The organism is Nonomuraea sp. NPDC052634, assembly GCF_040678535.1.
Lineage (GTDB): Bacteria > Actinomycetota > Actinomycetes > Streptosporangiales > Streptosporangiaceae > Nonomuraea > Nonomuraea fastidiosa.
The window spans coordinates 275,317-291,577 of sequence record NZ_JBFATY010000008.1; the positions used below are offsets into that span (position 1 = coordinate 275,317).

22 protein-coding genes and 1 tRNA gene are annotated in these 16,261 nt (G+C 72.0%); 10 read left to right on the forward strand and 13 right to left on the reverse strand.

The window, feature by feature from the left end:
* Window positions 1-37: 37 nt before the first annotated feature.
* On the reverse strand, window positions 38-796 hold the full coding sequence (locus AB0K67_RS30220; protein ID WP_364067104.1) for a metallophosphoesterase: 759 nt from the start codon (window positions 794-796) through the stop codon (window positions 38-40).
* A gap of 159 nt (window positions 797-955) precedes the next feature.
* Between AB0K67_RS30220 and AB0K67_RS30225 the strand changes: the two genes are divergently transcribed.
* A complete protein-coding gene (locus tag AB0K67_RS30225; protein ID WP_364067106.1) occupies window positions 956-1,159 on the forward strand; it encodes a DUF4236 domain-containing protein in 204 nt (67 codons plus the stop codon).
* A 198-nt stretch (window positions 1,160-1,357) separates the two neighbouring features.
* On the opposite strand, the gene AB0K67_RS30230 is transcribed toward AB0K67_RS30225, so the two are convergent.
* Complete coding sequence (locus tag AB0K67_RS30230) at window positions 1,358-1,906, reverse strand: WYL domain-containing protein (protein ID WP_364067108.1); 549 nt, start codon at window positions 1,904-1,906, stop codon at window positions 1,358-1,360.
* Window position 1,907: 1 nt separating this feature from the next.
* On the opposite strand from AB0K67_RS30230, the gene AB0K67_RS30235 reads away from it, so the two are divergent.
* Both AB0K67_RS30235 and AB0K67_RS30240 read left to right on the forward strand, forming a co-directional pair.
* The gene (locus AB0K67_RS30235) at window positions 1,908-2,156 is read left to right on the forward strand and encodes a VOC family protein (protein ID WP_364067110.1); all 249 of its coding nucleotides are present in this window, start codon (window positions 1,908-1,910) and stop codon (window positions 2,154-2,156) included.
* Window positions 2,120-2,308: a hypothetical protein gene (locus tag AB0K67_RS30240; protein WP_364067112.1), complete on the forward strand. Its 189-nt coding sequence runs from the start codon at window positions 2,120-2,122 to the stop codon at window positions 2,306-2,308. Before AB0K67_RS30235 ends, AB0K67_RS30240 begins: the two co-directional genes overlap by 37 nt.
* Window positions 2,309-2,359: 51 nt before the next feature.
* On the opposite strand, the gene AB0K67_RS30245 is transcribed toward AB0K67_RS30240, so the two are convergent.
* Window positions 2,360-2,432: transfer RNA gene (locus tag AB0K67_RS30245), tRNA-Ala, on the reverse strand.
* Window positions 2,433-2,506: 74 nt separating this feature from the next.
* On the opposite strand from AB0K67_RS30245, the gene AB0K67_RS30250 reads away from it, so the two are divergent.
* Window positions 2,507-3,400 carry an RNA polymerase sigma-70 factor gene (locus AB0K67_RS30250; protein WP_364067114.1) on the forward strand — a complete coding sequence of 298 codons (894 nt, stop codon included), beginning with the start codon at window positions 2,507-2,509 and terminating at the stop codon, window positions 3,398-3,400.
* A 123-nt stretch (window positions 3,401-3,523) separates the two neighbouring features.
* Here the strand turns inward: AB0K67_RS30250 and AB0K67_RS30255 are convergent, their stop codons facing one another.
* From AB0K67_RS30255 to AB0K67_RS30290, 8 genes are all read right to left on the reverse strand, one after another.
* The gene (locus AB0K67_RS30255; RefSeq protein ID WP_364067116.1) at window positions 3,524-4,057 is read right to left on the reverse strand and encodes a Clp protease N-terminal domain-containing protein; all 534 of its coding nucleotides are present in this window, start codon (window positions 4,055-4,057) and stop codon (window positions 3,524-3,526) included.
* Window positions 4,054-4,281, reverse strand: coding sequence for a helix-turn-helix domain-containing protein (locus tag AB0K67_RS30260; protein ID WP_364067118.1), 228 nt, complete (start codon window positions 4,279-4,281; stop codon window positions 4,054-4,056). Before AB0K67_RS30260 ends, AB0K67_RS30255 begins: the two co-directional genes overlap by 4 nt.
* 32 nt (window positions 4,282-4,313) lie before the next feature.
* Window positions 4,314-5,144: a metal-dependent hydrolase gene (locus tag AB0K67_RS30265; RefSeq protein ID WP_364067120.1), complete on the reverse strand. Its 831-nt coding sequence runs from the start codon at window positions 5,142-5,144 to the stop codon at window positions 4,314-4,316.
* Window positions 5,141-6,376: an MFS transporter gene (locus AB0K67_RS30270; RefSeq protein ID WP_364067122.1), complete on the reverse strand. Its 1,236-nt coding sequence runs from the start codon at window positions 6,374-6,376 to the stop codon at window positions 5,141-5,143. Before AB0K67_RS30270 ends, AB0K67_RS30265 begins: the two co-directional genes overlap by 4 nt.
* A gap of 275 nt (window positions 6,377-6,651) precedes the next feature.
* Complete coding sequence (locus AB0K67_RS30275) at window positions 6,652-7,257, reverse strand: SRPBCC family protein (protein WP_364067124.1); 606 nt, start codon at window positions 7,255-7,257, stop codon at window positions 6,652-6,654.
* A gap of 31 nt (window positions 7,258-7,288) precedes the next feature.
* Entirely contained in the window at window positions 7,289-7,666 is a 378-nt protein-coding gene (locus AB0K67_RS30280) for a hypothetical protein (protein ID WP_364067125.1), read from the reverse strand.
* On the reverse strand, window positions 7,663-8,025 hold the full coding sequence (locus AB0K67_RS30285) for a hypothetical protein (RefSeq protein ID WP_364067127.1): 363 nt from the start codon (window positions 8,023-8,025) through the stop codon (window positions 7,663-7,665). Before AB0K67_RS30285 ends, AB0K67_RS30280 begins: the two co-directional genes overlap by 4 nt.
* A 110-nt stretch (window positions 8,026-8,135) precedes the next feature.
* Entirely contained in the window at window positions 8,136-8,705 is a 570-nt protein-coding gene (locus tag AB0K67_RS30290) for a TetR/AcrR family transcriptional regulator C-terminal domain-containing protein (protein ID WP_364067128.1), read from the reverse strand.
* A 59-nt stretch (window positions 8,706-8,764) separates the two neighbouring features.
* Here AB0K67_RS30290 and AB0K67_RS30295 point away from each other — a divergent pair, with 59 nt between their 5' ends.
* Both AB0K67_RS30295 and AB0K67_RS30300 read left to right on the forward strand, forming a co-directional pair.
* Window positions 8,765-9,448, forward strand: a complete 684-nt coding sequence (locus AB0K67_RS30295) for a hypothetical protein (RefSeq protein WP_364067130.1) — start codon at window positions 8,765-8,767, stop codon at window positions 9,446-9,448.
* Window positions 9,418-9,912, forward strand: coding sequence for a DUF523 domain-containing protein (locus tag AB0K67_RS30300; RefSeq protein ID WP_364067131.1), 495 nt, complete (start codon window positions 9,418-9,420; stop codon window positions 9,910-9,912). The genes AB0K67_RS30295 and AB0K67_RS30300 overlap by 31 nt, the downstream gene beginning before the upstream one ends.
* Here the strand turns inward: AB0K67_RS30300 and AB0K67_RS30305 are convergent, their stop codons facing one another.
* A complete protein-coding gene (locus AB0K67_RS30305) occupies window positions 9,913-10,308 on the reverse strand; it encodes a hypothetical protein (RefSeq protein ID WP_364067132.1) in 396 nt (131 codons plus the stop codon). It abuts the gene before it with no gap.
* Window positions 10,309-10,554: 246 nt separating this feature from the next.
* Between AB0K67_RS30305 and AB0K67_RS30310 the strand changes: the two genes are divergently transcribed.
* The 4 genes from AB0K67_RS30310 to AB0K67_RS30325 all read left to right on the forward strand — a co-directional run bounded on the left by AB0K67_RS30310 (window position 10,555) and on the right by AB0K67_RS30325 (window position 15,372).
* The gene (locus AB0K67_RS30310; protein WP_364067133.1) at window positions 10,555-11,925 is read left to right on the forward strand and encodes a Dyp-type peroxidase; all 1,371 of its coding nucleotides are present in this window, start codon (window positions 10,555-10,557) and stop codon (window positions 11,923-11,925) included.
* A 234-nt stretch (window positions 11,926-12,159) separates the two neighbouring features.
* Window positions 12,160-12,849 (forward strand): GAP family protein, encoded by a 690-nt coding sequence (locus AB0K67_RS30315; protein WP_364067135.1) that lies wholly within the window; start codon window positions 12,160-12,162, stop codon window positions 12,847-12,849.
* Window positions 12,850-12,928: 79 nt separating this feature from the next.
* Window positions 12,929-14,725, forward strand: a complete 1,797-nt coding sequence (gene nhaA, locus AB0K67_RS30320; protein ID WP_364067137.1) for a Na+/H+ antiporter NhaA — start codon at window positions 12,929-12,931, stop codon at window positions 14,723-14,725.
* Between the two features lie 44 nt (window positions 14,726-14,769).
* Entirely contained in the window at window positions 14,770-15,372 is a 603-nt protein-coding gene (locus AB0K67_RS30325; protein ID WP_364067139.1) for a hypothetical protein, read from the forward strand.
* A gap of 38 nt (window positions 15,373-15,410) precedes the next feature.
* Here the strand turns inward: AB0K67_RS30325 and AB0K67_RS30330 are convergent, their stop codons facing one another.
* Entirely contained in the window at window positions 15,411-16,208 is a 798-nt protein-coding gene (locus tag AB0K67_RS30330; RefSeq protein WP_364067141.1) for an NAD(P)H-binding protein, read from the reverse strand.
* Window positions 16,209-16,261 lie beyond the last annotated feature (53 nt).

Here is a 16,261-nt window from a genome sequence, read left to right on the forward strand (position 1 = left end):
CCCGGCGGCGGGCCTCCGCACAGGCCCGCCGCCGCTCTCACGGCACGACGCGGTAGTGGGTGGTCACCCGGCCCGCGTTCTCATCGAAGACGTGGAAGGCGATCAGCGGCGGCAGCGCGTAGTCGATGCAGTCGTCGAAGGTCACCCCGCCCTCCCATGGCCACGTCAGCGTGGAGACCACGCCGCCGCCCACCAGCAGCGGCCGGCCCGCGAACGTGGTGACGGCGGCCGTGTGGGCGTGCCCCACCAGCACGGCGGGCACGTTCGGGTGCTCGGCGAGCAGCGCCTCAAGGCGGCCGGTCTCGTGCAGCCTGATGCCGTCGATGGCCGGGCCGTGCAGCTGGACCGGCGGGTGGTGGAAGGCCACGAACACCGGCAGCCCGCCACTGCCCGCCAGCACGCCGCCGAGCCAGCCGAGCGTCTCGTCGTCCAGGCGGCCCGCGTCCTGGCCGGGGATCGAGGAGTCGCACATCGCGTAGATCGCGTTCGGGGTGCGCAGCACCTGGTTGACCGGCCGGGTGCTCCGTTCCCCCTGATCGCCGAGCAGGACGCGGCGGAACTCGGCGCGCACGTCGTGGTTGCCGGGGCCGATCAGCACGGCGTGGCGGGAGGCGAGCAGCTTGGCGGCGGTCTCGTACTCCTCGGCGCGGCCGTGGTCGGCGATGTCGCCGGTGACGAGCACCGCGTCGAGCTCGCCCGGCAGCGCGTCCAGATACCGCATGACCGCCTCCGTACGGCTGACGGCCTCGGGAGTCGCGCCGATGTGGACGTCGCTCAGATGAGCGATCACGAACATGTCGATGACCCTTCGCCGGAACCTGCTCTCACCGTAGACCCGGGGTGCCGGCCGGGCCGAGGTCCACTTGCGCGCGCGAACGCCCGACCAGTCGGGCCGGGAACCCGGCCGCCGCGCCGGACGTTCTTCTGGCAGAGCGCATGACGGCGGAGGAGGCACATGGGCTGGCACTACAGCAAGTCGGTCAAACTCGGTCCGTTCCGGGTCGACCTCTCGCGACACGGCATCAGCAGCAGCTTCGGCGGGCGCCGCTTCCACGTCTCGGCCACGACCGACGGCCGCCGCCACGTGTCGGTGCACCTGCCCGGCGGCTTCCACGTCGGCAAGTCGTTCGGCCGGCGCCGCCCGCGCCACTACTCCTGACCCTCGGCGGCCGTCCCGGCCGCTTGACATAGAAAACGGGCCGGAGGCTTCCACCTCCGGCCCTCTGCTTTCCCGCCGCGTTCAGGCCCTGCTCACCGCACGAGGGTTCTCGCCACGCCGGCGAGGTGCGCCACACCGGTCGCCCCGCTCAGGGGGTGTAGTGAGCCACCGGCTCCGCGCCTGCGTTGGCCTCCCCGCTCAGGAGGCGTAGCGGGCGACCAGCTCAGCGCCGATGCGCGCCAGCTCCGCCCCGACCTCATCGGGCCCCACCACCTCGGCCCGCGCGCCCCACCCGGCGAGCTGCTCGGCGAGCGACAGGGCCATCGGCGCCGCCACCCGCACCCTGTCCCGCCCATCCTCCTCCTCGCCGAGGACCGTGCAGGTGGCGTCCCGCAGCACCCTGATCAGGCCGGGCGGCTCCTTGCCCACCGCGCCCCACGCGGCGGGATCGGCCACGACGGCGCTCGCCGCCGCCTCCGCCTCCTCCCTGAACGTCTCCGGCAACGCCCGCAGCAGCTTGCGCAGCGCGGACTTCACCTCGGGCGTCGCGTGCGCGGCCGGCCCGGCGAGCAGAAACAGCGCCTGCGCCTCCGAGGAGGACAATCCGCTCAGGTCGGTACGCGCCCCGCCCAGCAACCGCCACCCGCCGCCCCGGCCCGCCTGCGGATAGACGGGGACGCCCGCCGCCGGCAGCGCCTCCAGATCCCGGCGCGCGGTGGCCACCGACACGCTCCGCGGAATCGCCACTTTGACGTTCTGGGCCGCCGACCTGGAGGCGGCGCAGTCCTGGTACACCGAGTTCCTCGGCATCGAGCCGTACTACCACCGGCCCGGATACGTCGAGTTCCGCCTGGGCGACTACCAGCACGAGTTCGGCATCATCGACGCCCGCTACGCCCACCTTGCGCCGCAGGGCCCGGCACGACCGACCGGCCCGCGGACGCCATCGCGTACTGGCACGTGGACGATCTGGAGGCCACGGTGGAGCGGCTGCTGAGCATGGGCGCCAAGGAGCACCGGGCGATCAGAGAGCAGGGCGACGGCTCGGGCTTCGTGACGGCGTCGGTGGTCGACCCGTGGGGCAATGTGCTCGGCGCCATGCGCAACCCGCACTACCTGGCCGTGCTCGACGAGCTCTCCGCACGCTGAACGACCGGGAGATGCGAAAAGCCTCGCCGGACGGCGAGGCTTTCGATCGGGTGGAGCTATGGGGATTCGAACCCCAGACCTCCTCCATGCCATGGAGGCGCGCTACCAACTGCGCTATAGCCCCTTGCGATCCACAACTATAACGGAGGTTCGGAGCCCTCGTGTCACGTCGCGGTTCCGTGATACGTCTTAGGGTTCATGCCGACCTTCGAGGAGCACCGTGGCCTGCTGATGTCCGTCGCCTATCGCATCCTGGGCAGCGTGACGGACGCCGAGGACGTCGTCCAGGAGGCGTGGCTGCGCTGGTCCGGCGCCGATCGGGCGGACATCGCCGACCCCAAGGCGTACCTCGTCACGGTGACCTCGCGGCTGGCCATCGACCGGCTGCGGCAGGCGAAGACGCGGCGGGAGTCGTACGTGGGCCCGTGGCTGCCCGAGCCGATCAGCACCGGACCCGACGCCGCCGAGCACGCCGAGCTGGCCGACTCCGTCGAGCTGGCGCTGCTGGTGGTGCTGGAGACGCTGACACCCCTTGAGCGGGCGGTCTTCGTGCTGCGCGAGGCGTTCGACCTGCCGTTCGCGGAGATCGCGGAGATCGTCGGGCGCAGCGAGCCCGCCGTCAGGCAGCTCGCCCGCAGGGCCCGCGACCACGTACGCGAGCGGCGGCCCCGCTACGACGTCGACCGGGACGAGCGGCGGCGCATCACCGAGCGCTTCTTCGACGCGGCGATGGAGGGCGACCTGGACGGGCTCATCTCGCTGCTGTCGGACCAGGTGGCGATGGTCAGCGACGGCGGCGGCAAGGCCAAGGCGGCGCTGCGGGTCATCACCGGGTCCGGCAACGTCAGCCGTTTCCTGCTGTCCATCAAGACCCCGGCGAACATCGCCAGGTTCATGACCTCGGTCGGCCAGGCGGCCGGGGCGGAGGTGTCGTACGACATCCAGGCGATCAACGGCGCGCCCGCCCTGGTGATGTCGGCAGGCGGGCGGGTCGTCGGCGTGCTCTCGCTCGTCGTCGTGGACGGCCGGATCGAGACGATCTACGTGATGGCCAACCCCGACAAACTCGCCCACCTCAGCCCCGCCGTCTAACCGCCCGCCGCCCATCATGCGGGCGGCGCTATGAGGGCGTGACCCGACTCCGCCGCACTCGATCAGGCGGCACGCCGGGGCGGCCGGGCGGTGGAGCGCGCGGTCAGGCGGCGCGGCGGGCGGTCAGGCGGCGCGGCGGGCGGGGATGGCGGCCTCGCGTACCAGCGCCGCCACGTCCACCCCGGCCGCGCGCAGGATCCGGCGCGCGCCGTTGCCGCCGTCGGCGAGCAGCCCCCACAGCAGGCGCTCGCCGGTGACGGGGCCCGGCCGCGACTTGGCCACCTCCACGACCTTCCTGGCCGCCGGGGTGAGAGGCAGCGAGCCGAGCGGCCCGTACAGGGTCACGCGCGGCGGGCGCACGCGCGAGCGGCGCAGGCTCCATCGCCGCGGGTCCTCGGCGCCCGCACGGGTGCGGCGGTGCACCTCGTCGAGGTCGATGCCGAGCGTGGCGAGCAGCGCGCGCGGGTCGGGCAGCCCGGCGAGCCGGCGCACGTCGGCCGGGTCGGCGGTGAAGTGCTTCAGCGCGAACGGCTGTACCTCCGCGAGCCCGAGCAGGATCGGCGCGGCGTCGAGCGCGGGCCGTCCGGCGTCGAGCGCATGGATCCCGGCCGCGACCACGACCCGGCGAGCACCTTCTGTGAACCTGGTGAACATCATCGACCCCCTGCCTTCCCCGTCCTGCGGGCGTGCTTACGGTGCGCCGTCTGGCGGCGTACGCCCAGCGCGTCGGCGATCTGCTCCCACGACCAGCCCTGCGCGCGGGCGTTGGAGACGTGGGCCGCCTCCAGCTCCTCGAGCAGCGCTCTGAGAGCGGCCACGGCGCGCAGGCCGTCGCCTGGGTCGCGGCCGGCGGCCGTCTCGGCCAGCTCTCTTACGTCCATGGTGTCAGCATGTGCTGACACGGGGCCGGCTGTCAACACATGCTGACAGTCGTCTTCATGGTGAGCGCCGCGTCGTCCAGCGTGAGCGCGATCGAGACGGAGCCGAGCTCCGACGTACGGGTGACGTGGGTGCCGCCGCACGGGATCGACGCCTCGCCGTCGGGCAGCGAGCAGTGCCAGGTGCGCCGGGCGGTCAGCTCGGGCCCCGGCACCTCCACGCGTACGGGGGCGTCCGCCGCCACCCATCCGGCCAGCCGCTCGTTCACTTCATCCGCGACGGCCGACGGGTCGAGGTCGTCGGCGGAGAACCCCTTCTTGCGCAGCGACTTGCCGAGGCGGTAGACGTCCACGCTGCCGTACGGCTCGATGCGGGACGAGGTGATGGCGGCCTGGTCGAAGTCGGGGTGGCCGAGCGAATCCGGCCGGGCCTCCTTGCGCCACCGGCCGGCCAGCGCGGCGTTGAGCGCGAGCGCGGCGAGGTGGCAGGCGGTGTGACCGGCCGACAGCCCCGTACGGTGCTCGCGGTCCACTTCGAGCTCCACCTCCGTGCCCACGGGCAGCGGCGAGTCGGTGACGTGCACGACCAGCCACTCCCAGCCCTCGGCGCCGCGCCGTACGGGGATGTCGGTGCCGAGCAGGATCTCCCCGTCCTCGGGGAGCGCTCCTGTCACGCAGTCGACGACCGGCAGGCCGCCGATCGTGCCCCGGTCCGCGGGCTGGTCGGGCCAGGTGTGGTCGAGCGGATGGAAGGGGGTTTCGGAAACGACGAGACCGTGCCGACCACCTTCGACCGGCACGGTACCGACGATCTGCGAGCGGCCGCTGGTCAGGCCGCTGGGAAAGGTGACGAGCGTGGATTTCACCCGGCCATTGTGGCAGCGGGGCGCTCGTCCTCCAGATAGCGGTTGCGGCCCGCGTACAGGCCGGTGAGGAGCTGGACGGTGAGCACGACGAATATCAGCACGAACGGCACCGTCCAGCCGTCGGTCACATCCCGCAGCACGCCGACCAGCAGCGGACCGGCACCGGCGATCAGGTAGCCGGCGCTCTGGCCGAAGGCCGACAGGGCGGCGGTGCTCTCCGGCGTACGGGTGCGCAGCGCCAGCAGCATCAGCGCCAGCGGGAAGGAGCCCATCCCGATGCCCACGAACACCACCCACACCCAGGCCGCCGAGGGCGCGAACCACAGGCCGAGGAAGCCGACCACGTAGAAGGCGATGAGCCCGACGATGGGCGGCCGCTGGTCGCCGAAGCGCGAGGCGATCATGGGCACGCCGATCGAGACGGGGATGTTCAGCGCGGTGAAGAGGCCGAGGATCAGCCCCGCCTCGGCGGTGCTGAAGCCGTTGTCGGTCAGCATGGTCGCGAGCCAGCCGAACAAGATGTAGGCGATCATCGACTGGCTGCCGAAGTAGATCGCGACCATCCAGGCCAGCTTGCTGCGCGCCAGGCGGCCGATGCCCGCGTGCTTGGCGTTGGCGTCCCGCGCCGGCTCGTTGCGCAGCAGCGCGAGCCACGGAACGGCGGCGATGAGCGCCAGGGCGGCCCACACGCCGAGCGCGACGTGCCAGTCACCCACCGCGCGCTCGATCGGCACGGTCGCGGCGGCGGCCAGCATGGTGCCGACCGCGAGTGCGGTGGTGTACACAGTGGTCATGATCCCGGTACGCGCCGGGAAGTGGCGCTTGACCAGCGTCGGGATCAGCACGTTGCCCACGGCGCCGCCCGACAGCGCGACGGCGCTGCTCACCAGGAACACCGGTGCGGAGTCCACCAGCGACCTGACGAGGAGTCCCGCGCCCAGGGTGACGAGGGCGAGCAGCAGCAGCCGATGCTCCCCGATCCGCCTGGCGAGCGACGGGGTCACGGCGCCTACGCTGGCGAAGGCCAGCACGGGCAGGGTCGTCAACAGGCCGGTGCCGGCGCTGGACATGCCGAGCCCGGCGGCGAGCTGATCGAGCAGCGGACCGACACTGGTGACCCCGGTGCGCAGGTTGAGTGCGGCCAGAACGATTCCCAGAACGAGGAGCCAAGCGAGGCGGGTGCTGCTGCCGCTGCCGCTACCGCCACGGGACTCTTGCGCGAGCACGCTCATGACTGAAGACAATCCTCCACTCATCAAATCATGGGACGAATGCCAACCCTAACAGGGACAAAATCCCCGTTTATTCCGGGCGTTGAAGAACCCTCGGAGGGGTTCCGAGGGTTCCTGTTACTCGCTCCGCGCGCTCTCGGGTCGCACGGCACAGGCCCTGACCTGCGCCAATCCGGACTTAATAAGGTTATCCGCCGTTAAATGCGAGTTTTGAGTGGGGCGCCGAATGTGATGTACACCGCTCTTTCGGCCTCGGGGAATAGACGCCGTTTTGGTCAGAGCACCGGCCGGGGCGGGCCTGCGGGCGGCTCGTTCAGGGGAATCGGGCCGGGAGGAGGCAGCGTGCCGCCGGGCTCCCTGCCGTCGCCGCCGACCGTGCCGGGCGGGACCGGCCGGCCGCCGCCACCGTACGTGGAGCCCTCCTGGTGCGGCCCCGGCTCGTCGCCGCGCCACGCGCCGGTCTCTCCGCCGCGCGACTCGATGAACGTCTTGAACCGCTTGAGGTCGCCGATCACGCGCATGCGGACGAGCTGCAGCCAGTCGCCCGCCGTCTCGACGAAGCCCTCGGGGTCGTACTCCATCTGGAGGGTGACCCTGGTCGTGTTGTCGTCGATGCGGTGGAAGGTCACCACACCGGCGTGGTGGGGGCGATCGACGCTGCGCCAGGCGACGCGCTCGTCGGGGTGCCGCTCGGCGATCTCGGCCTCGAACTCGCGCCTCACACCGGCGATGTCGGCCACCCACCGCGTGCGGGTGTCGCTGAGCTGCTTGACCGACTCCACGCCCTCCATGAACTCGGGGAAGCTCTCGAACTGCGTCCACTGGTCGTACGCGACGCGCACGGGGACCTTGACGTCTTCTGAATGCTCGATCATGCTCATGGGCTCTGCCACTGCCCAGGCGATGACGGCGTTAACGCCGGCGCCACAGCCAGTACAGGCCCACCAGAGGCAGCACGAGGGGGATGAACAGGTAACCCTTGCCGTACGCCGACCACACGGTCTCGTCGGGAAAAGCCGCCTGATCGACCAGGCTGAGCGTGCCGATGACGAGCACCCCGGCCAGCTCGATGCCGAGCGAGACGAGCGCCAGCCGCCGCGCGCCGCGCCACAGCGCGACGGTGAGCAGGATGTAGACCGCGGCGGCGAACGCCGACAGCGAGTACGCCAGCGGCGCCTCGGAGAACCTGGTGGCGATCTGCACGCCCGCCCGCGACCCCGCGGCCAGCGCGAACAGCCCGTAGACCGCGATCAGCGCGCGCCCGGGGCCGGTGCTGATCGAGCCGGTCACGCCACGCCCTGCCAGATCTGCAGCAGCCTGGCCGTCATCACGGCGATCGCGAACCCGGCCACGGCCAGGATCGCCGAGCCCCACCTGCTGCGCTCGGCCAGCGCGAGGAACACCGCCGCGGGCGGGATCAGCACCTCCCCGCCGACGTAGCCGAACAGCGTGGCCTTGTCGTCGGGTCCCGCGCCGCCCACCACTCCGGCGATCACGAACCCGGCCTGCACCAGCACCGCCACCTCCAGCAGTGCGAAGCCGACCAGCAGCACCATGCCCATCGGCCGGTTGCGGATCGCGTTGATCAGGCTCATCAGCATGAGCAGCAGCGAGCCCGAGATGACGATCGTGGAGACGGTGGTGTTCATCGGGGGTAAGGCTATCGCCCGGGGGCGTCGCCCCCGCCGACGACCGGCCCCTGCGCGATCGGCCGTTGACCGGCTCAGGGCCCGCCTTCAGGACCGGCCCGCAGTCGGCTTCATGAGCGGCCCTCCGGCCCTCCGCGCAGGTGCGCCTCGATGCCGTCGAGCACCCACCCGAGACCGCGCTCGAAATTGTCGTCCGCCCCCTGCACGCCCTCCTCGATCATCGGCCCGAGCCGGGGGAACTCGCCGCCCGCGACCAGCTCCCTGATGTACGGCTCGGCGAGCGCGGCCCGCTCGGCCTCGCTGATCCCCTCCTCGCGGGGCGCACCGCGCTCCTGCGCCTCCCTGATCACGAAGCCGGTCATGTAGTCGTTGAACGCCGCGAGGATCCGCCAGGCCGTCAGCCGGCCGACCGCCACCCCGCTCGCCGCCAGCCGGTCGATGGCGGCCGGCTTCTGCTCGACGTGCCGCAGCCCGTTGGGACCGACGGGGACGCGCTGGGAGATGAGATCGACCCGCCAGGGATGGCGGCGCACCAGGTCGCGCTCGCGCCGGGCGAGCAGCAGCAGCGCCTCCCGCCAGTCGTCCGGTAGCGGCTCGTCGACGTGGGCCTCGGCGGCGATCTCGTCGGCCATCAGTGCGAGAAGGTCCTCTTTGCGCTCGATGTACGAGTACAGCGTCATCGTGCGGGCGCCACGCGGCCGTCCAGTGGACGGTCACCGCCTACCTGCTCGCCCTGTCCATGACGGTGCCGGTCACCGGCTGGGCGACGGGCAGGTTCGGCGCGCGGCGCGTCTGGCTGGCCGCGCTCGTGCTGCTGCCCGCCGAGCCCGGCGACCGCCCGCAGCCGCTCGACCTGGCCGGTCTGGCGCTGCTCTCCCCCGGGCTCGCGGCCGTCGTCTACGGGCTGTCGGAGCCGGGCGGCGGCGCGCTGCCGGTGCTGCCGGCGGGGCTGGCGCTGGTGGCGGCGTTCGTCGTACGAGCCCTGCGCTCGCCGGGCACGCTGCTGGACCTGCGGCTGTTCGGCGATAGCAAGGGCGGGCGCGGCATCGGCGCGGCGGGCGTGGTCGTGGCGACGGCGGGCATCGTGGCCTTCGCGCTGCTCGGCGGCGGTTTCGCGCCGATGTTCCTGGTCGGGCTCGGGCACGGGCTGGTGTCCACGTCGGTGATGGCGGCGGCGTTCGCGACGCTGGAGCGTTCCGCGATCCCGGCGGCGACCACGCTGAGCACCATCGCCGTCCGCCTGGCCGCGCCGTTCGGCGTCGCCGTGCTCACCATGGCGCTGCAGGCGTTCACCGCGGCGGGCGTCGCCCGGCCGTTCGCGTACGCGTTCTGGGTGGTGGCGGGCCTGACCGCGGTCTCGCTGGTGCCGATCGCGCTCATAGGATCGAAGACGTGGAGAAGATCCTCGTCAGCGCCTGCCTGATGGGCCGCAAGGTGCGTTACGACGGCCGCGCCAAGACCAGCTCGGCCGCCCTGCTCGCCGGGTGGCGGGAGGAGGGGCGGCTGGTGCCGTTCTGCCCCGAGGTGGCGGGCGGGCTGCCGGTCCCGCGCCCCGCATCCGAGATCGAGGGCGGTCTGGGCGGCGCTGCGGTCCTCGCGGGCTCGGCACGCGTGCTGACGAGCGACGGCGCCGACGTGACCGCCGCGTTCGTGGCCGGCGCGCGGGGAGCGCTCGCGGTCGCGCGCGCCAACGGCATCCGGATGGCGGTGCTCAAGGAGGGCAGCCCCTCCTGCGGTGCGCTCTCCGTCTATGACGGGAGTTTTTCCGGGCGGCGTACGCCAGGCCAGGGCGTCACGACGGCGCTGCTGGAGTCCGAGGGCATCCGCGTGTTCGGCGAGGACGACCTCGAAGCGGCAGCCGGCTACCTGCGCACCCTGGAAGGGTGACTACGTGCGCGCCCGGGAGACGTAGAAGGCGCCCACCAGCCCGGCGGTCAGCACGACCGCCATCGTGGCGTGATAGGTCAGCAGCAACGCGCTAGGCGCATCCGCGTCCCCGCCGCCTCCGCGCAGGGTGGTGGCCGCGATGCCGAGCAGCACCCCGCCCAGCGCGGCCGCGTGGCCGTAGAGGAGGCCGTCCCAGGCCCACGCCCGTCCGGCCAGCGCGCCGTACGCGCCTACGGCGAGGGCGGCGGCGCACAGCGTCTCGACGATGACGGCGGGCACGATCACCGGCTCGCGGATGGGGCCGATCGCGACCCCTGCGTGCGCCAGCGCGAACGTCAGGAAGACCAGCACGTACAGCACCGACAGCCGGCCGAGCAGCCGGCGGAGCACATCCATGCCACCACGCTGCCACCGCGCGGCCGCCCGGCCATCGTCCCCAGGGAGGCGGCCCGGATACGCCCGGCGGCGTAGCCCGCATCGGGAAATGCAGCGATCCCGTTGAGCCGGAAACTTTCCCGGGCCGTCGACAGTCGTCATGGTTGGACGCGTTGAATACCGGGGGATTTCCGCCGCCCTTTCCTCCCTCAACGCGCAGGGGGTCCGATTTCATGTGATCGGGTGAACGGGGAAAGGGACAGCGGCATGCCTGTCGACCTTGACAATGAACGACCTCTCGCCTGGGATTCGGCCTCGCTCGACGCCGACACCAAGGCCATGCTGGACAATCTGCAGCCGAACATCCTGCGTGCCCACGTACGCGAGCACATGTCCGTGCTGTTCGTCCGTTTCAACGACGTGGCCGAAGGGCGGGCGTTTCTGCGCCGCCTGGCCACCACCAAAATGAAGTCGGCCCGCCACCACCTTGAGGAGGTGCGCGATTTCGCGGCCGGCCGCCGGCCCGGCACCCCGTACGTCGGAGTCGGCATCAGCAAGGCCGGCTACCGCGACCTCGGCCACTCGGCCGAAGAGGTGCGCAGGTTCGGCGACCCGGTCTTCCGCGACGGCATGAAGCGGCGCGTCGCCATCGTCAACGATCCGCCCGTCGAGGAGTGGGAGCGCACCTACCAGCGGGAGATCCACGCCGTCATCCTCATCGGCGACGCCGAGCGCGCCCCGGTCGATCGGCTGCGCCAGGAGATCATCGACGACCTGCCCGAGAGCGCCAGGCTGCTGGGCGAGGAGCGCGGTCAGGGCATGCGCAACCTGGCGGGCGACGGCATCGAGCACTTCGGCTACGTCGACGGCCGCAGCCAGCCGCTGTTCCTCGCCGACGAGGTGGACAAGGAGCCGAGGAAGCACTGGGATCCGGCGTTCCCGCTGGGCAACGTGCTCGTGCCCGACCCGTTCGCGCCCGACCCCACCCGCCACCACGGCAGCTACCTGGTGTTCAGGAAGCTGGAGCAGAACGTGCGGGCGTTCAAGGAGATCGAGCGCGACCTGGCCGACGGCCTCGGCCTGCAGGGCGCCGACCGCGAGCGGGCGGGCGCCATGCTCGTCGGCCGCTTCAAGGACGGCACCCCGCTGACGCTGAAGCCCAGGCCGGCCGGAGGTCCCGTCGTCAACGACTTCACGTTCGACGCCGACGACGGCTCCAAGTGCCCGTTCTCGGGGCACGTCAGGAAGACGAACCCGCGCTCGTTCGGGCGCGAGGTGGGCATGGCGCGGCGCGGGCAGACGTACGGCGAGCGCACCGACGACCCGTGGGACGACTCCCCGCCGGAGGAGCGCCCGAGCGGCGAGGTCGGCCTGCTGTTCATGGCGTTCAACTCGAGCCTGCTCGGCCAGTTCGAGTTCATGCAGCAGACCTGGGCCAACAACCCCGACTTCGAGATGCCGGCGACCGGCCACGACCCGGTCATCGGGCAAGGCGAGCGTGACATCGAGGTGAGCTTCCCCAAGGTCTGGGGCAAGCCGGAGACGTCCGTTCCGCAGTCGCAGGTGGCGCAGACCGTCACGATGAAGGGCGGCGAGTACTTCTTCGCGCCTTCCTTGGCCTACCTGCGCAACCTCTGACGCCCGCGCCTCCTCCGGCCCCTCCGGCCCCTGGCCCTCCTCCGGGCCACCTCCGGCTCCTCCGGGCCTCGCCGGCCTTCCGGGCCTCCTCCGGTTCCTCTGGCCCCCTCCGGTTCCTCCGGGCCACCGCCAGCTCCTCCGGGCCCCCTCCGGAGGGGATGAGCATAAGGATGTACGCCGGGTTCAGCCCGCCGGAGGAGGCGGCCGGGAAGCCTCGGTCGGCATCATCGCTTCATGACCGTCGCGCTGCTGCTCACGCTCGCGGCTCTGGCGCTGATCGACAGCACGAGCTTCGGCACCCTCGGCATCCCCGTCTTCCTGCTGCTGACCACGGAACGGGGACGCGGCGGCCGGCTGCTCACCTACCTGGCCACCGTGGCGGGCTTCTACTTCCTGGTCGGGGTGGCGCTCATGCTGGGAGCCGGGGCCGCCATGGACGCGTTCGGCGGCGCGCTGCAGAGCCGGGCCGCCTACGCGGTGCAGCTCGCGATCGGTGTCGTGCTGTTCGCGCTGAGCTTCCGCTTCGACCCCAAGCGGCGGGCGAAGCGCGGGCTGCCGGAGCGCACGTTCACCCCCAAGGTGGGCGGGCCGCGCACGATGGTGCTGCTCGGGCTGACGGCCGGGGCGGTCGAGGTGGCCACGATGCTGCCGTACCTCGGCGCGGTCGGGATCATGACGAGCGCCGGACTGCGGGCGGCACAGTGGCTGCCGGTGCTGGCGGCGTACGTGCTGGTGATGATCCTGCCCGCGCTGGCCTTCATGGTGCTGCGCGCGGCGGCCGGAGCCCGGCTCGAGCCGAAGCTCGAACGGCTGCGTGCCTGGCTGGCCAAGCACTCCGGGTCGATGCTGAGCTGGGCGCTGGCGATCGTCGGCTTCCTGCTCGCCCGCGACGCCGCCTTCCACCTGTTCTTCGAGACCGGCTAGCGTCACTCGCGTCCCTCCTGGAGGCGGCGTTCTGCCACGCATCCCTCCCGCCTAGGATCGCTGCGAGGGGGGATGGGAGATGCTGCGGTCGTTCCTGCGGACCGAGGCGGGCAGCACCAGCGTGCTGCTCGTCGCCACCGTGCTGGCCCTGCTCTGGGCCAACTCGCCGTGGGGCGACACCTACGAGGCGTTCTGGCACACGCCGGTCGGCCTGTCGTTCGGCGACGCCCAGCTCAGCCTCGACCTGCGCCACTGGGTCAACGACGGGCTGATGACGCTCTTCTTCTTCCTCATCGGCCTCGAGGTCTCCTACGAGGTGCGGCTCGGGCAGCTCAGGGACCGGCGGCTGATCGCGGTACCGGCGGTGGCGGCGTTCGGCGGCATGCTCGTCCCCGCCGCGGTCTACCTGCTGTTCAACGCGGGCGGGCCCGGCGCCGGCGGATGGGGCGTGCCGATCGCCACCGACACCGCGTTCGTACTGGGCGTGCTGGCCGTGGTCGGGGCCCGGTGTCCCGAGCCGCTGCGGGCCTTCCTGCTGACGCTGGCGATCGTGGACGACGTGCTCGCGATCATGATCATCGCGATCTTCTACACCGCCGAGCTGTCGGTGCCCGCCCTGATCATCGCCGCGCTGGTGCTCGCGGCCATCGTCACGCTGCGGTGGCTGAAGATCTGGCGGGCGCCCGCGTACATCGTGCTGGGGTTCGCGCTGTGGCTGGCCACGCTGGAGAGCGGCGTGCACCCCACGCTCGTCGGCATCGCGCTCGGCATGCTCGTCTTCGTCTACGCCCCCACCGACCACAAGCTGCTGCTGGCCGGGGAGGCCGTGCAGGGGTTCACGGTCGCGCCGAGCGCGGCCGCCGCCAGGGAGGCCGCGCGGCGCGTCCAGCGGGCCGTCTCGGTGAACGAGCGGCTACAGCTCCGCCTGCACCCGTGGAGCAGCTACGTCATCGTGCCCGTCTTCGCGCTGGCCAACGCCGGCGTGCGGCTCGACGGCGAGACTCTGAGCGCCGCCGTGACCTCGCCCATCGCCATCGGCGTCGCGCTGGGCCTGCTGGTCGGCAAGTTCGCCGGCATCGCGCTCGGCACCTGGCTGCCGCTGCGGCTCAAGTGGGGCATCCTGCCCGGCAACCTCGTCTGGGGCCAGGTGCTCGGCGGGGCCGCCGTGTCCGGCATCGGGTTCACGGTCGCGCTGTTCATCGTGGACCTCGCCTTCGACGACCCGGCGCTGCACGACCAGGCGAAGATCGGCATCCTGGCGGGTTCGCTGCTGTCGGCCGCGCTCGGCTGGGTGATCTTCCGGCTGGCGTGGAACCGTGGCGGCGTGTGCGCCCCGCCCGACGCCGAGCCGTCGCAGGACCTGCCGAAGACGCTGGCCGTGCCCGTGGGGCGGGGCGACCATGTACGCGGGCCCGCCAGCGCCAAGGTGACGATCGTCGAGTACGCCGACTTCGAATGCCCCTACTGCGGCCGCCTCCAGCCCATCCTGGAGGAGGTCCTGCGGCAGAACCCCGATGTGCGCATGGTCTTCCGGCACTTCCCGCTGCGCACCCTGCACCCCCGCGCCGCCCCCGCCGCCATCGTCGCCGAGGCCGCCGCCGACCAGGGCCGGTTCTGGGAGATGCACGACATCCTCTACTCCAACCAGCGCTTCCTCACCGACGCCGACCTTGAGCGCTACGCCGCCCAGCTCGGCGTCGAGCCCTGGGCCGACGTACCGCGCCACGTCGCCAGGATCGCGGTGGACGAGGAGTCGGGGCAGGCGAGCGGCGTGCGCGGCACGCCCACGCTCTTCATCAACGGCGTACGGTACGAGGGCAGCCACGACCTCGACTCGATCACACGTGCGGTGGAAGATCTCCGCCGAGCCACGTAGCGTCGTCAGGTCACCTTTCGTCCCCCCATGGGAGTCTTCACCGGATGGGCATGCTGAACCTCGTCATCAACATCATCAACGCGCTGCTCATGGTCATCGTCTTCGTCGGGGGGATCATCCTGCTGGCGGTGCGCAAGAAGGACCACGGTCGCGGCGCGAACCTCGGTATCGCGGGGTGCGTCGTGCTCCTCGTCGGGTTCATCGGCCAGGTCGGTGTCTCCTTCTCCATGAGCACGCTGATCGATAAGCTCGGGCGCACGGCGTACGAGATCGTCCTGCCGGTGGGCACCGGGCTCGGGACCCTGGCGCAGGCGGTCGGCATATCTTTGCTGATCTTCGGCGTGGTCGCCCGCCGCACCCCGCAACCGGCCGCCGCCGGGCAGCCGCAGACCTGGCCCACCCAGCCCGGCCACCACGCCCAGCACGGTCAACCCGGCTGGCCGCAGCCCGACCAGGGTCAGCACGGTTGGCCGCAGCCCGGCCACCAGCCCGATCCCGGATGGTCCCAGCCCGGCGGGCACGGTGGGCAGGCACAGCCCGGCTGGGCACCGCAGCAGCCCGGCCAGCAGGCCCAACCCGGTGGACAGCCGCCGCAGCAGGGCTGGCAGCCGCCGTCCCAGGGCTACCAGCCTCCCTCCGAGCAGTAGCACGCGACCGGCACGGCAAATGGACGCAGGAGCCGACCTCAGACCTTGCCGGGACGATCCCCGCTGGAGCGCCCGGCCAGGTAGTCGTCCCAGGTGATAGCGCCCGCAGGGGCCGCCTCGGTGACGAGGTGACCGGCGCGGAAGGCACGGCCGAGCGCGCCGGGGACGCGTACCCGCAGCACCGGCCGCCGCAGCCCGCGCACCCGCAGCCACCGCCGTACGGCCTCCTCCATGGTGAGGGTCTGGGGCCCGCCGTACTCCTCGATCGCACCGGCGGGCCCGCGGGCGACCACCCCGGCCAGGTGCCCGGCCAGGTCGCGTACGTCCACCGGCTGAGCCGGGACGCCCGGATCGACGACCATGACGCCGAACCTGGCCATCCCCTGGAACGCCTCGGCCACGAACTCGTGAAACTGGGTGGCCCGCACGATGCTCCAGGGCACGCCGCCGTCCCGGACGAGCCGCTCAGCGCGTACCTTCGTACGGAAATATCCCCACGGCACCCGATCCACGCCCACGATCGAGACGTAGACGAGATGCCGCACCCCGGCCTCGCGCGCCGCCGCGAGCAGCGCCGCCGTGCCGTCGAGCTCCACCCGCCGGGTGTAGCGCCCCTTGTACGGCGCCGAGGCCAGGTGCAGGACGACGTCGGCCCCCGACACGGCCTCGGCCAGGCCATGCCCGGTCGTCAGGTCCGCCACCACCCATCGCACGCCTCCTGCGCCGGCCCTGCGTGACCGGCTCACGGCCCGCACGTCGTACCCGGCCGCGACCAGCTTCTCCAGCACCGCGCGGCCGAGCCGCCCGCTGCCTCCTGTGACGAGTACAGATGTCATGCAGGCTGGACGACACAGCCGGGAGAAGTGTGACAATGTCGGCGTAAATCCCT

Coding starts and splice junctions, on each gene's coding strand:
- nhaA (WP_364067137.1), top strand. CDS start 12,929: ATGCTGCGGTCGTTCCTGCGGACCGAGGCGGGCAGCACCAGCGTGCTG.
- AB0K67_RS30290 (WP_364067128.1), bottom strand. CDS start 8,705: ATGACGCTGTACTCGTACATCGAGCGCAAAGAGGACCTTCTCGCACTG.
- AB0K67_RS30225 (WP_364067106.1), top strand. CDS start 956: ATGGGCTGGCACTACAGCAAGTCGGTCAAACTCGGTCCGTTCCGGGTC.
- AB0K67_RS30295 (WP_364067130.1), top strand. CDS start 8,765: ATGACGGTGCCGGTCACCGGCTGGGCGACGGGCAGGTTCGGCGCGCGG.
- AB0K67_RS30315 (WP_364067135.1), top strand. CDS start 12,160: ATGACCGTCGCGCTGCTGCTCACGCTCGCGGCTCTGGCGCTGATCGAC.
- AB0K67_RS30275 (WP_364067124.1), bottom strand. CDS start 7,257: ATGAGCATGATCGAGCATTCAGAAGACGTCAAGGTCCCCGTGCGCGTC.
- AB0K67_RS30325 (WP_364067139.1), top strand. CDS start 14,770: ATGGGCATGCTGAACCTCGTCATCAACATCATCAACGCGCTGCTCATG.
- AB0K67_RS30270 (WP_364067122.1), bottom strand. CDS start 6,376: ATGAGCGTGCTCGCGCAAGAGTCCCGTGGCGGTAGCGGCAGCGGCAGC.
- AB0K67_RS30220 (WP_364067104.1), bottom strand. CDS start 796: ATGTTCGTGATCGCTCATCTGAGCGACGTCCACATCGGCGCGACTCCC.
- AB0K67_RS30250 (WP_364067114.1), top strand. CDS start 2,507: ATGCCGACCTTCGAGGAGCACCGTGGCCTGCTGATGTCCGTCGCCTAT.
- AB0K67_RS30310 (WP_364067133.1), top strand. CDS start 10,555: ATGCCTGTCGACCTTGACAATGAACGACCTCTCGCCTGGGATTCGGCC.
- AB0K67_RS30305 (WP_364067132.1), bottom strand. CDS start 10,308: ATGGATGTGCTCCGCCGGCTGCTCGGCCGGCTGTCGGTGCTGTACGTG.
- AB0K67_RS30260 (WP_364067118.1), bottom strand. CDS start 4,281: ATGGACGTAAGAGAGCTGGCCGAGACGGCCGCCGGCCGCGACCCAGGC.
- AB0K67_RS30285 (WP_364067127.1), bottom strand. CDS start 8,025: ATGAACACCACCGTCTCCACGATCGTCATCTCGGGCTCGCTGCTGCTC.
- AB0K67_RS30255 (WP_364067116.1), bottom strand. CDS start 4,057: ATGATGTTCACCAGGTTCACAGAAGGTGCTCGCCGGGTCGTGGTCGCG.
- AB0K67_RS30330 (WP_364067141.1), bottom strand. CDS start 16,208: ATGACATCTGTACTCGTCACAGGAGGCAGCGGGCGGCTCGGCCGCGCG.